This window comes from Haliea alexandrii, assembly GCF_003719295.1.
GTDB classification, from domain to species: domain Bacteria; phylum Pseudomonadota; class Gammaproteobacteria; order Pseudomonadales; family Halieaceae; genus Haliea; species Haliea alexandrii.
The window spans coordinates 522459-535221 of sequence record NZ_RFLW01000002.1; the positions used below are offsets into that span (position 1 = coordinate 522459).

The window sequence follows — 12763 nt, forward strand, 5'->3', positions numbered from 1 at the left end:
CACACGGGAGCTCTCAGGCCCTGCGCCAGAGCGTTCCCTCACGGCCGTCTTCGAGTTCCACACCGGCATCCAGCAGCTGCTGGCGGATCGCATCGGCGCGGGCGAAATCCCGCGCCTGTTTGGCTGCCTGGCGCTCTGCTATCAGCGCGTCGATTGCCTCCGGCGTCATCTCCCCTGCTGCCGCGCCACCCTGCAGCCATGCCGCGGGTGGTTGTTGCAGTATGCCCAGCAGCTTGCCTGCCGCCAGCAGCCGCGCTTTCAGCCGTGGCTTGTCAGCGTCGTCTGCCTTATGCAGCTGCTTGGCCAACGCATGCAGCTCGGCAATGGCTAGCGGTGTATTGAGGTCATCCTCCAGCGCCTGGTAGAACGGCTCGGCTGGCAAGTCCACAGGGGCGCTGTCCGGAAGGCTTTCCACGCCCCGCAGGGCGGTATAGAAACTCCCCAGGTTTGCCTCGGCCTGCGCCAGCAGGTCGGTGCTGAAATTCAGCGGCGACCGGTAGTGGGCCGACAGCAGGGCGAAGCGCAGGACTTCGCCACGGTAGTGCTGCAGCAATTCACGCACACTGCGAAAGTTACCCAGTGACTTGGACATCTTCTCGCCGTCGATATCCAAATAGGCATTGTGCATCCAGTAACGCACATAATCGCCACCGTGGGCACACCGACTCTGGGCAATTTCGTTTTCGTGATGGGGGAAGATGAGATCCCGGCCGCCGCCGTGGATATCGATGGTCTCGCCCAGGTGCGCGCGAATCATCGCCGAACATTCCAGGTGCCAACCCGGGCGCCCTCGGCCCCAGGGGCTGTCCCAGCCGGGGTCCTCGGCCACCGCTGGCTTCCACAACACAAAATCGCCCGGATGACGCTTGTAGTCGGCCACCTCCACACGGGCACCCGCCAGCATGTCATCCAGTGAACGACCCGAAAGCCGGCCGTAGTCCGGCATGGACTCCACGGCAAACAACACGTGCCCTTCGCTGACGTAGGCATGGCCTTTTTCCAGCAGCGTCTGTGTCAGGGCAATCATGCCGTCGATATTGTGGGTGGCATGAGGCTCCAGGGTGGGCGGCAGTGCATTTAGCGCCGCCATATCCTCGCGGTATTTTGCGGTGAACTCGGCGGTAATGTCATCAATGCTGCAGCCCCTGTCGCGGGCCGCGGTAATGATCTTGTCGTCCACATCGGTAATGTTGCGCGCGTAAACCACCTCCGCGTACTGTGTTTGCAACAGGCGAAACAGGACATCAAACACCACCACCGGCCGCGCGTTGCCGATGTGCGCCAGGTTGTACACCGTGGGGCCACACACGTACAGGGTGACGCGGTCTTGCTCTAGTGGCACGAAGGGCTCCTTGCGGGCGCTCAACGTGTTGTAAAGCGTAATACTCATGCATCGCCTCCTGCTGTAGCCCAGGTATCGCGCAGCCCGATGGTGCGGTTGAACACAGGGTTGGCCGTCGTGTGGTCATGGCGATCGGCCACAAAGTACCCTTCCCGCTCGAACTGAAAACCCTGCTCAGGCGATGCCTCGGCAAGGCTGGGCTCAATCCAGGCGCCCTCCACCGTATGCAGGGAGTCGGGGTTCAGCAGTTCCAGGTAGGCGTTGTCGCCCCGATCCGGCGCCTCATGGGTGAACAGCCGGTCATAGAGGCGCACGGTGGCGCGACGCCCTTCGCTGGCAGAGACCCAGTGAATGACGCCCTTGGGTTTGATGCCATCGGCCGGGTCATTGCCCAGCGTGTCAGGGACGGTATGTGCATGCACGGCAACAATGGCGCCGCTGTCATCCTTCACCACATCCGTCGCCTCGATAACATAGGCATTGCGCAAACGCACCCGCTTGCCCAGTACCAGCCGTTTGTATTTCTTGTTGGCCTCCTCGCGGAAATCGTCCACATCGATGTAGACCTCGCGGGTGAAAGGCAGCGTGCGGCTACCGAGGTCTTCCCGGCTCGGGTGACAGGGCGCCGTTATCATCTCCCGGTGTGTTTCTGGCAGGTCGGTGAGGATCACCTTGAGCGGATTCAGCACGCACATGGCGCGCGGCGAGTTGGTGTTCAGGTCGTCGCGAATCGCGTGCTCCAGCATCGCCACGTCGACCACGCCGTCGCTGCGGGTCACGCCGATCATGTCGCAAAAGGTGCGAATGGATGCAGGCGTGAAGCCGCGCCGGCGCATACCGGCAATGGTGGGCATACGGGGGTCATCCCAGCCGCTGACAATCCCCTCATCCACCAGCGCCTTCAGTTTGCGCTTGCTGGTGACGGTGTAGTTCAGGTTGAGGCGACCGAATTCGTACTGGCGCGGCCGCGATGGCACCGGCAGGTGTTCCAGCAGCCACTCGTAGAGCGGACGATGATCCTCGAACTCCAGCGTGCAAATGGAATGCGTGACGCCTTCGATTGCATCCTCCTGGCCGTGGGCAAAGTCGTAGGTGGGGTAGATAACCCAGTTGTCGCCGGTCTGGTGATGGGGCACCTTGCGAATGCGGTAGAGAATGGGGTCACGCAGGTTCATGTTCGGCGACGCCATGTCGATGCGCGCGCGCAGCACCCGGCTGCCTTCCTCAAACTCACCGTCGCGCATGCGCTGCAACAGGTCGAGGTTTTCTTCCACCGAACGGCTACGGCAGGGGCTATTGCGCCCCGGCTCGGTCAGCGTGCCCCGATATTCGCGAGCCTGCTCGGCATTGAGGTCGCAGACATAGGCATCGCCATTGCTGACGAGATGGACGGCCCAGTCGTAAAACTGCTGGAAATAGGTGGATGCGAAACGCACGTCACCCGCCCACTGGTAGCCCAGCCAGAGCACATCCTCCTGGATGGCATCAATGAACGCCTGGCTTTCCTTCTCCGGGTTGGTGTCATCGAATCGCAGATGGCAGCGGCCACCAAAACGCTCCGCGAGACCGAAATTCAGGCAAATGGATTTGGCGTGGCCGACATGCAGATAGCCGTTGGGCTCGGGGGGAAAGCGCGTTACCACGCTCTGTACGCGACCTGCGGCGAGGTCGTCAGCAATGACCGTCTGGAGGAAGTTGTTGCCGGGCTTGGTGTCCATGGAGCCTTTGATTCCCAAAAGCGGCGCATTATAGCCCCAGACGTGCGCCGCTTACAGCTATACTCGGGTAGAGCGCACGGATCATCAGGGACTGAAGGCCCGGCAAATCGTCCGCGCCCGGCGGCAAACTGCAAATCGGTCGCCGCGAAATGTGAGGTAATGCCAAACACACACCGCGTGTTTTACAGTCAGGCAAAAGTCCGTATCATTGCGCTCTCTTTTTTCAATGGAGTTGTTCGACTCCCCAACAAGGCGGCGTATCTGCAATGGTTATCATTAAAACAACCTTTGGCGACATCACCCTGACCCTGGACGCAGACAAGGCCCCCATCACCGTGGCCAATTTCCTCCAACACGCGCGTGCGGGCTCTTACGATGGCACTATTTTTCACCGTGTCATCGACAATTTCATGATCCAGGGGGGCGGCTTTGACACCGAAATGCGCCAGAAGCCCGCCGGTGAGCCCATCGAGAACGAAGCCGACAATGGCCTGAAGAATGACTTCGGCACCATCGCCATGGCGCGCACCATGGACCCGCACTCGGCCACCACGCAGTTCTTCATCAATGTCAAAGACAACGACTTTCTCAACCACAGCGGCAAGAACATGCAGGGCTGGGGTTACGCGGTCTTCGGCAAGGTCACTGGCGGTGAAGAGGTGCTGAACAAGATCCGCGTGCTGCCCACCACGAGCCGCGCCGGTCACCAGGATGTACCGGTAGACCCGGTTATCATCGAAACCGTCGAGATCGTCGAAGGCTGACCCACAGGGCCCGCAACTGTGAGCGCCACCTACCTGATTTCCGATCTCCACCTGGAATCCACCCGCCCGGCAACGGTGCGGGCCCTGCGGAGATTCCTGCTGGACCACCAGGATTGTGACGCGCTCTATATTCTCGGGGATCTGTTCGAGGTGTGGATCGGTGATGACGACGATTCGCCCCTCGCACGGGAAGTGGCCGAGATGCTGCACCGCTTCACCGCGGCCGGGCCCAAACTGTACCTGCTGCCGGGCAACCGGGACTTTTTACTGGGGCGGGACTTCTGCAAAGCCGTGGGCGGCAAGCTGCTGCGCGACCCCAGGGTCGTCAACCTCTATGGCACACCCACCCTGCTCCTGCACGGCGACAGCCTGTGCACGCGGGATACCGAATACCAGGCTTTTCGCAAGACGACCCGCTCCGCTGCCTGGCAAAACGAACTGCTGTCACGCAGCCTGGATGAGCGGCGCGCGCTGGCGCGCGAGTTGCGCAACCGCAGTCGCGAAGCCAACAGCAACAAGGCGGAAGACATCATGGACGTGACCCCCAGCGAGGTGGAACGCGCCTTCCTGGACCATGAAGTCCAGTGCATGGTGCATGGTCACACCCATCGCCCGGCCCGCCATGAGCATGCCGCCGGTGTGCGCTGGGTGCTGGGCGACTGGGAGCAGAAAGGCTGGTACGTAAAGGCCACCTCCGAAGGCTGTAGCCTGCATAGTTTTGATATAAAACAATAGGTTAAAGAAAAAACCTCGCCCAAAATCAAGGTTTAGGCCGCCGCCGGCACGCCACTGTGAAAACGAAACTCCCGATCAACGCCGGTGATCAGCGCAGCTTCTACATCCTTCAGCTCGTCCAGCCGCTCAGCAATCGCTTCCGCCGTAGCCAGCCCCCCCGCCAATGCCAGGTAGTCCTCGAAGTGGCGCGCCTCCGACTTCAGCAGCGAGCGATAAAACTCCGCCAGTTCACTGTCGAGGTGTGGAATCAGCGCAGCAAACCGTTCACAGGAGCGCGCCTCAATCAAGGCACCCACCAGCAAGGTATCGACCAGTCTGCCTGGCTCGTTAGCGCGCACCTGCGCACGCAGACCCGCGGCATAGCGCGATGCAGAAAGCTGCGGATACGCTATGTTGCGTCGCTGCATAATGGCGAACACCTGCTCAAAGTGGCGCAGCTCCTCGCGCGCGAGTCGCGATAGCTTCTGCAACAGCCTGGGGTGCTCCACATAGCGGTACATGAGGTTCAGCGCTGTCGAGGCCGCTTTCTTCTCACAGTTGGCATGATCCACCAACAGCGTGTGCGGATGCTCGAGCGCCCACTGCACCCAGGCCTGCGGCGTGGCGCAAGGCAAAAACGCCAATACCGGCGCCAGTAAAGTGTCGGTCATGAGGGCAAACCACCAAACAGGTCGGGCGTGCGCATATACCGCTCGTAGTGCGCTTCCGAGAGAATGTAGAACTCGCGATCGATCGTATCGCGCAATTCAGCGAGAGTCAGGCGCGCATGACTGGCGTGCACCTCGAACCCGAAATCAGCGGGGCGCTCAATCTGCCCCGCCCCTGCCTTCAACAGGCTGAATACCCAGCAGTATTCATCGTGCTCCGGGTTAAACCGCAACTGCTGGACCTGCAGCTGCCAGGCCAGCAGGGGTTTGTCCCGCACCGCCAGGGTGTTGCTGACGCATTGCGACAGGAAGCCTGAGAGGCGCGCGTCGATGACGCGCTTCTGCTCCGCCGTGTAACTGTTCCAGTGAATAACCTCATGGCTGAACCGCTTGCAACCGCGGCATACGGCATCACCGATACCCGTAGAGCAGACGCCAATACAGGGGGTCTTCACGGCTGGTTTGAGCATAATCGGGAAATTGGGCGGGCTGACAACAGTTCAAAAGTGTACGTCATCAGCCTGCTGAATGCACGGTATAAGCGTTTGATTTATTTATCTTAAACAGGCGCTGGGATATACTCCTGCGGCGAATTACACCTCCCCGCCATCGTAACAAGGAGTTTCACCGTGCTAGACGCCTATCGCGATCACGTGGCCGAAAGGGCCGCCCTGAATATCCCGCCCAAGCCCCTGAGCGCCGAACAGGTCGCCGCGCTGGTTGAACTCCTGAAGAACCCACCGGCGGGCGAAGAGGCCTTCATTCTCGACCTGATTACACACCGCGTGCCACCGGGTGTGGATGAAGCGGCTTACGTCAAGGCCGGCTTTCTCACAGCCCTGGTACAGGGTGAAGCAAGCAGCCCGCTGATTGACGCGGAAGCCGCGGTGGTCCTGCTGGGCAACATGCACGGTGGCTACAACATCGAGGCGCTGGTCGGGTTGCTGAAGGATGACAAACTGAGCGCACTGGCTGCCACCGAGCTCAAGCACACCCTGCTGGTGTTCGATGCCTTCCACGATGTGGAAGAACTGGCCAGGGCGGGCAACGCGCACGCCAAGGACGTTATGGAAGCCTGGGCCGCCGGCGAGTGGTTCACCAACCGCCCCGCGGTGCCGGAATCCATCAAGGTGTCCGTATTCAAGGTAACCGGTGAAACCAACACCGATGACCTCTCCCCGGCCCCCGATGCCTGGTCCCGCCCCGACATTCCCCTGCATGCACTGGCCATGTACAAGATGACCCGCGACGGCCTCACACCGGAAGAACACGGTGTCACCGGTCCCATGACGCAAATTGCAGAGCTGCAGGACAAGGGCCTGCCAGTGGCCTTTGTCGGCGACGTGGTCGGCACCGGCTCATCGCGCAAATCGGCGACCAACTCCGTGCTCTGGTTTTTCGGTGAAGACATGCCCGGCGTGCCCAACAAGCGCGGCGGCGGCATCTGCATCGGCGGCAAGGTTGCCCCCATTTTCTACAACACCATGGAAGATGCCGGTGCGCTGGTGTTCGAAGCGCCCGTAGACGACCTGAACATGGGTGACGTGATTGAAGTACGCCCCTACGATGGCAAGATTCTTTCGGAAAGCGGCGCGGTGCTGTCCGAGTTTGCCCTCAAGTCCGAGGTGTTGCTCGACGAAGTGCGCGCTGGCGGCCGCATCAACCTGATTATTGGTCGCGGCCTCACGGCGCGGGCGCGGGAATCACTCGGCCTGCCCCCCACCGACCTGTTCCGCCGCCCCGAGCAGCCCGCCGACAGCAGCAAGGGCTTTACCCTGGCGCAGAAAATGGTCGGCAAGGCCTGCGGCATGGACGGTATCCGCCCCGGCACATACTGCGAGCCGCGCATGACCACAGTGGGGTCGCAGGACACCACCGGCCCCATGACCCGCGATGAGCTGAAAGACCTCGCTTGCCTCGGCTTCTCCACCGACCTGGTCATGCAGTCTTTCTGCCACACGGCGGCCTACCCGAAGCCTGTGGACATCGACACCCAGCACAGCCTGCCCGACTTCATCATGACCCGCGGCGGTGTTTCCCTGCGTCCCGGGGACGGCATTATCCACAGCTGGCTGAACCGCATGCTGCTGCCCGACACGGTAGGCACTGGTGGCGACAGCCACACCCGTTTCCCGATGGGCATTTCCTTCCCGGCAGGTTCCGGGCTGGTGGCCTTCGCCGCCGCCACCGGCGTGATGCCGCTGGATATGCCGGAATCCGTCCTGGTGCGCTTCAAAGGCGAGATGCAGCCGGGCATCACCCTGCGCGACCTGGTGCACGCCATTCCCTACTACGGGATCCAGCAAGGCCTGCTGACCGTTGAGAAGAAAGGCAAGAAGAACATTTTCTCCGGGCGTATTCTGGAAATTGAAGGCCTTAAAGGCCTCACCGTCGAGCAGGCGTTCGAACTTTCTGACGCCTCTGCAGAACGCTCTGCGGCCGGCTGTACCATCGCCCTGGACGAAGACACCATTGCCGAATACCTGCGCTCCAACGTGGTGCTGTTGCGTTCCATGATCGCCGAAGGCTACGGCGACAGCCGCACCCTGGAACGCCGCGCGGTGAAAATGGAAGAGTGGCTGGCCAACCCGAGCCTGATGACCGCCGATGCCGATGCGGAATACGCCGCCGTCATCGAGATCGACCTGGCAGAGGTGCGTGAGCCTATCGTCTGCGCCCCGAACGACCCCGACGACGCCCGTCTGCTGTCTGCAGTGGCCGGCGACAAGGTTGACGAGGTATTCATCGGTAGCTGCATGACCAACATCGGCCACTTCCGCGCCGCCGGTAAACTGCTGGACCAGCACAAGGGCAGTATCACCACGCGTATGTGGGTTTCACCACCGACACGGATGGACGAACATTTGCTGATGGAGGAAGGCTACTACAACATCTTCGGTCGCGCCGGCGCGCGCACCGAAATGCCCGGCTGCTCACTCTGCATGGGTAACCAGGCACGGGTAGCGCCTAACAGTACGGTGCTTTCAACCTCCACGCGTAACTTCCCCAACCGTCTGGGAGATGGCGCCAACGTCTACCTGACGTCGGCCGAGCTCGCGGCGGTCGGTGCGATTCTCGGCAAACTGCCAACGCCTGAGGAGTACCTTGAGTACGCCAGCCAGCTGGACGCGATGTCGTCCGAGATCTATCGCTACATGAACTTCGACCAGATCATCGAGTTCCAGAAAAGCGCGGAAGAAGGCAAGCGCATTTCGGCGGTGCAAATCGATACCGTCACGGCCTGAGTTCAGGCCAACACCGCCACGGCCCACTACGGTGGGCCGGATGGCGGCACACAAAAAAGCCGGCTTGAAGCCGGCTTTTTTGTCACTGCAGGACACCCTGCTACGAAGACGTCTGGCTCAGAGCGCAGACTCCAACTGGGGCAAGGCGTCGAACAGGTCGGCAACCAGGCCGTAATCCGCCACCTGGAAGATCGGCGCGTCTTCGTCCTTATTGATGGCGACAATGACTTTCGAGTCTTTCATGCCTGCCAGGTGCTGAATGGCACCGGAGATACCCACGGCAATATACAGGTCCGGAGCAACGATTTTACCCGTTTGACCTACCTGCATGTCGTTGGGCACGAAACCGGCGTCCACCGCGGCGCGCGAGGCACCGATGGCGGCCCCGAGCTTGTCGGCAATACCTTCGAGCAGCTTGAAGTTGTCGCCGTTCTGCATGCCGCGGCCGCCAGAGATAACCACCGGTGCTGCAGTCAGTTCAGGACGGTCAGACACCGCCACTTCTTCGCCCACGAAGCTGGACAGACCGGCATCATGCACGGCGGACACCGCTTCTACCGTGGCCGAACCGCCCTCGGCGGCAGCCGCATCGAACGCGGTGGTGCGCACGGTAATGACCTTGCGTGCATCGCTGGACTGCACGGTGGCAATCACGTTACCCGCATAGATGGGCCGCTTGAAGGTATCCGCTGACTCTACGGCGGTAACATCAGATATCTGCGCAACATCCAGCAGCGCCGCAACGCGGGGCATGATGTTCTTGCCGTTGGTGGTGGCGGGTGCAACAACGTTGTCGTACGCGGCGGCCACTTCTGCGATCAACAGGCTGACGTTCTCCGCCAGCTGGTGCTCGTAGGCGGCGTTATCGGCGACCAGCACTTTGCCGATCCCGGCAATTTTTGCCGCTTCGTCGCCTGCCGCAGCACAGCCGGCGCCGGCGACGAGGATATCAATATCCGCGCCCAGCGCCTGGGCGGCGGTGACAGCATTCAGGGTTGCCGGCTTCAGGCTACCGTTGTCGTGTTCTGCAATAACGAGTGTACTCATGAGATCACCTTCGCCTCGTTTTTCAATTTATCCACCAGCTGTGCCACATCTTCAACCTTGATACCTGCCTGGCGCTCTGCCGGCGGTTCTACCCGCACCAACGTAATATGGCTGGTGACTTCCACGCCGAGGTCAGCGGGGCTGTACACGTCCAGCTGCTTCTTCTTCGCCTTCATGATATTCGGCAGCGACGCATAGCGCGGTTCGTTCAGGCGCAGGTCGGTGGTGACGATAGCCGGCAGGCTGAGGCTGATAGTCTGCAGGCCTCCATCCACCTCACGAACTACATTAAGTTTATCGCCTTCCACCTTGATTTCAGAGGCAAAAGTACCCTGCGGCATATTGGTCAACGCACCCAGCATCTGGCCGGTCTGGTTGTTGTCGCCGTCGATGGACTGTTTGCCCAGAATCACCAGCTGGGGCTGCTCTTTCTCCACCACGCCCTTGAGGAGCTTGGCGATCACCAGCGGTTCAATACGGCCTTCGGCTTCTACATGGATGCCGCGGTCAGCGCCCAGAGCAAGTGCGGTACGGATTTGCTCCTGACAGGGCTTTTCGCCCACGGAAACGGCAATCACCTCGGTCGCAACTCCGGCTTCCTTCAATCTTACCGCCTCTTCTACGGCGATTTCACAGAACGGGTTGATGGCCATTTTGACGTTGTTCAGGTCAACGTCACTGCCATCGCCCTTGGCACGGACTTTGACGTTATAGTCAACGACGCGCTTAACGGCAACAAGAACCTTCATAGGATTTCCAACGCTAGTTTCGGGTGGGTTTGAATGGGCTGTGGCGCGTGAATCAAGGCACCGGCCTGTACTCGGGCCGCTATGTTGCCGCCAAAGGGTGTGGAGGTCAAGAGTGTTTCAGCGCGTCCAGGCGTGTGGTGCTGGACAGAAGCAGAGCACAGACCATCCCCGGCCTTCTGGCTTTTAACCTTTAGAAATTATATACTTGCGCAGCTTTTTTGGGCTGACTTTCGCTTTTACACGAAGCGGCCACAAGCAGCCAATCAGACCCCCGCACGATCAGAGGAGCCTACCGTGGAACGTGAATCAATGGAATTTGATGTAGTGATTGTTGGCGCGGGGCCCGCGGGCTTGTCTGCCGCCTGTCGCATCATGCAGCTGGCCCAGGCGCAGGAACGGGAAGTCACGGTTTGCGTCGTCGAGAAAGGTTCCGAAGTGGGGGCGCACATCCTGTCCGGTGCCGTGTTCGAACCACGGGCGCTCGCGGAGCTGTTTCCCGACTGGGCCACCATGGGTGCACCGCTGAATACCGCGGTCACGCACGACAACTTCTTCTTTTACACGGGCGCCAAGAAAGCCATCAAGCTGCCCAACTTCCTGATTCCCAAGCCAACACACAACGAAGGCAACTTCATTGTGTCCATGGGCAACGTCTGCCGCTGGCTGGCAGAGCAGGCGGAGAACCTGGGCGTAGAGGTCTACCCGGGGTTCGCCGCTGCCGAGGTGTTGTACCACGACGATGGCCGGGTCAAGGGCATTGCCACTGGCGATATGGGGATAGGCGCGGATGGCGAGAAAAAGGACAGCTATACGCCCGGCATGGAGCTGCACGCCCGCTACACGCTGTTCGCCGAAGGCTGCCGTGGCCACCTGGGCAAACAGCTGATCAGCCGTTTCGGCCTGGATGAAGGCAAGGACCCACAGCACTACGGTATCGGCATCAAGGAAATCTGGGAGATTCCCGCCGAGCAACATGAAGAGGGGCTGGTGGTACACGGTCTGGGTTGGCCGCTGCAGGAAAACGGCGCCAGCGGCGGTGCCTTTCTCTACCACGCAGAAAACAACCAGGTTTATCTCGGCTTGATCACCGACCTGAACTACAGCAATCCGCACCTGAGCCCGTTCGAAGAGTTCCAGCGCTGGAAACAACACCCTGAGACGTTGAAATACATCCAGGGTGGCTCACGCATCAGCTATGGCGCCCGTGCAATTACCAAAGGCGGCTACAACTCCCTGCCGACCATGCATTTCCCCGGTGGACTGCTTATCGGTTGCGACGCCGGCACCCTGAATGCAGTAAAGATCAAGGGCAACCACACCGCAATGAAAAGCGGCATGCTCGCGGCTGAGGCCGTGGTCGAGGCGCTGCTACAGGGTGAGTCCGCACCTGCAGATCTCGCCACGTATGCGGACAAGGTCCGTGGTTCGTGGCTGCACGAAGAGCTTTACACCACCCGCAACTTCAGCGGCTTCATGCACAAATTCGGCTTCATGATCGGTTCGGCCATGGTGTGGGTCGACCAGACCCTGTTCGGCGGCAAACTGCCCTTCACCCTGAATGACTCGGTGCCCGACTACGCCACCATGAAGCCGGCCAAGGACTGCAAGAAACCCGACTACCCCAAGCCGGACAACAAGATCACCTTCGATCGACTGTCCTCGGTGTTCCTGTCGAACACTAACCACGAGGAAGATCAGCCCTGCCATCTGACGCTGATCGACCCGAACATACCACTGGAAAAAAACCTGCCGCTATACAACGAGCCGGCACAGCGGTATTGCCCGGCCGGTGTCTACGAAGTGGTGGAGGATGCGCAGGGGCAGCGCTTCCAGATCAACGCACAGAACTGTGTGCATTGCAAAACCTGTGATATCAAGGACCCGTCACAGAATATCGTGTGGGTAACGCCGGAAGGCTTCGGCGGTCCGACCTACCCCAATATGTGACCCGGCGCGTTCCCGCTATCGGTAGCTTGCAACTACTGTAGCGGGAACCACACGCCAGCGCTGCAGACCTGCAGCCGCCCCTCACGCTCTTGCGCGGAGTCCACCAGACGATACCAGGCAGCCCGTGTCAGCACGGCACTGAGCCCGTGGGCCAGACGAACAGCCGCCACGTCACCTACAGACGGCTCGAGAAACAGGGCCTGTTCCGCGTTCACGGCGACCTCGCGGCCGGTGTTGAGTTTGGCGTACAGCGTGTCATCGCGGCGATTGATTTCGGTCACCACCAGGGGATGCAGTTCTACCTGAATGCGCCATTTCTCTACCGGCGTGACCAGGTAGTACTCACCGTCTTCTTCCCGACGCAGAATGCTGGCAAACAGCGCGACCAGGGGCTCGCGCCTGATTCTTCCGCCCTCGTGGTACCAGCTGCCATCCGCCGCGATGCGGATATCGATATCGCCGGAGAGCGGCGGGTGCCATTGCTCGAGTGGCGGCCCTGACGTTTTAGCCGCGGCGGGCACGTTGCCCGCCAGTGCATCAAGTGAATCTGTCATTGTGCCCCCGCAGTG

At 60.7% G+C, this 12763-nt stretch carries 11 protein-coding genes; 4 read left to right on the forward strand and 7 right to left on the reverse strand.

Annotation, left to right across the window (positions count from 1 at the left end):
- Positions 1-13: 13 nt before the first annotated feature.
- Together cysS and EGJ68_RS10595 are read right to left on the reverse strand one after the other, a co-directional pair.
- Positions 14-1390 carry a cysteine--tRNA ligase gene (gene cysS / locus EGJ68_RS10590; RefSeq protein ID WP_123034507.1) on the reverse strand — a complete coding sequence of 459 codons (1377 nt, stop codon included), beginning with the start codon at positions 1388-1390 and terminating at the stop codon, positions 14-16.
- Positions 1387-3060, reverse strand: coding sequence for a glutamine--tRNA ligase/YqeY domain fusion protein (locus EGJ68_RS10595; RefSeq protein WP_123034508.1), 1674 nt, complete (start codon positions 3058-3060; stop codon positions 1387-1389). Before EGJ68_RS10595 ends, cysS begins: the two co-directional genes overlap by 4 nt.
- Positions 3061-3326: 266 nt before the next feature.
- On the opposite strand from EGJ68_RS10595, the gene EGJ68_RS10600 reads away from it, so the two are divergent.
- Both EGJ68_RS10600 and EGJ68_RS10605 read left to right on the forward strand, forming a co-directional pair.
- Positions 3327-3824 (forward strand): peptidylprolyl isomerase, encoded by a 498-nt coding sequence (locus tag EGJ68_RS10600; RefSeq protein WP_027951030.1) that lies wholly within the window; start codon positions 3327-3329, stop codon positions 3822-3824.
- 18 nt (positions 3825-3842) lie between these two features.
- The gene (locus EGJ68_RS10605) at positions 3843-4559 is read left to right on the forward strand and encodes a UDP-2,3-diacylglucosamine diphosphatase (RefSeq protein ID WP_123034509.1); all 717 of its coding nucleotides are present in this window, start codon (positions 3843-3845) and stop codon (positions 4557-4559) included.
- Positions 4560-4591: 32 nt separating this feature from the next.
- Here EGJ68_RS10605 and miaE read toward each other — a convergent pair whose 3' ends face one another.
- Both miaE and EGJ68_RS10615 read right to left on the reverse strand, forming a co-directional pair.
- Positions 4592-5209, reverse strand: a complete 618-nt coding sequence (gene miaE / locus EGJ68_RS10610) for a tRNA-(ms[2]io[6]A)-hydroxylase (RefSeq protein ID WP_123034510.1) — start codon at positions 5207-5209, stop codon at positions 4592-4594.
- Positions 5206-5661 (reverse strand): DUF1289 domain-containing protein, encoded by a 456-nt coding sequence (locus EGJ68_RS10615; RefSeq protein ID WP_332888881.1) that lies wholly within the window; start codon positions 5659-5661, stop codon positions 5206-5208. The genes miaE and EGJ68_RS10615 overlap by 4 nt, the downstream gene beginning before the upstream one ends.
- 174 nt (positions 5662-5835) lie before the next feature.
- On the opposite strand from EGJ68_RS10615, the gene acnB reads away from it, so the two are divergent.
- Positions 5836-8451, forward strand: coding sequence for a bifunctional aconitate hydratase 2/2-methylisocitrate dehydratase (gene acnB / locus EGJ68_RS10620; protein WP_123034512.1), 2616 nt, complete (start codon positions 5836-5838; stop codon positions 8449-8451).
- A 117-nt stretch (positions 8452-8568) separates the two neighbouring features.
- Here acnB and EGJ68_RS10625 read toward each other — a convergent pair whose 3' ends face one another.
- Both EGJ68_RS10625 and EGJ68_RS10630 read right to left on the reverse strand, forming a co-directional pair.
- Positions 8569-9498 carry an electron transfer flavoprotein subunit alpha/FixB family protein gene (locus tag EGJ68_RS10625; RefSeq protein WP_123034513.1) on the reverse strand — a complete coding sequence of 310 codons (930 nt, stop codon included), beginning with the start codon at positions 9496-9498 and terminating at the stop codon, positions 8569-8571.
- Complete coding sequence (locus EGJ68_RS10630; RefSeq protein WP_123034514.1) at positions 9495-10247, reverse strand: electron transfer flavoprotein subunit beta/FixA family protein; 753 nt, start codon at positions 10245-10247, stop codon at positions 9495-9497. The genes EGJ68_RS10625 and EGJ68_RS10630 overlap by 4 nt, the downstream gene beginning before the upstream one ends.
- Positions 10248-10541: 294 nt before the next feature.
- Between EGJ68_RS10630 and EGJ68_RS10635 the strand changes: the two genes are divergently transcribed.
- Positions 10542-12194: an electron transfer flavoprotein-ubiquinone oxidoreductase gene (locus EGJ68_RS10635; RefSeq protein ID WP_123034515.1), complete on the forward strand. Its 1653-nt coding sequence runs from the start codon at positions 10542-10544 to the stop codon at positions 12192-12194.
- Between the two features lie 32 nt (positions 12195-12226).
- On the opposite strand, the gene EGJ68_RS10640 is transcribed toward EGJ68_RS10635, so the two are convergent.
- Entirely contained in the window at positions 12227-12748 is a 522-nt protein-coding gene (locus EGJ68_RS10640; RefSeq protein WP_123034516.1) for a DUF1285 domain-containing protein, read from the reverse strand.
- Positions 12749-12763 lie beyond the last annotated feature (15 nt).

Excerpts from the sequence above, each read along its gene's own strand:
- EGJ68_RS10630 (WP_123034514.1), bottom strand. The coding sequence starts at position 10,247 with ATGAAGGTTCTTGTTGCCGTTAAGCGCGTCGTTGACTATAACGTCAAA.
- miaE (WP_123034510.1), bottom strand. The coding sequence starts at position 5,209 with ATGACCGACACTTTACTGGCGCCGGTATTGGCGTTTTTGCCTTGCGCC.
- cysS (WP_123034507.1), bottom strand. The coding sequence starts at position 1,390 with ATGAGTATTACGCTTTACAACACGTTGAGCGCCCGCAAGGAGCCCTTC.
- EGJ68_RS10600 (WP_027951030.1), top strand. The coding sequence starts at position 3,327 with ATGGTTATCATTAAAACAACCTTTGGCGACATCACCCTGACCCTGGAC.
- EGJ68_RS10595 (WP_123034508.1), bottom strand. The coding sequence starts at position 3,060 with ATGGACACCAAGCCCGGCAACAACTTCCTCCAGACGGTCATTGCTGAC.
- EGJ68_RS10640 (WP_123034516.1), bottom strand. The coding sequence starts at position 12,748 with ATGACAGATTCACTTGATGCACTGGCGGGCAACGTGCCCGCCGCGGCT.
- EGJ68_RS10625 (WP_123034513.1), bottom strand. The coding sequence starts at position 9,498 with ATGAGTACACTCGTTATTGCAGAACACGACAACGGTAGCCTGAAGCCG.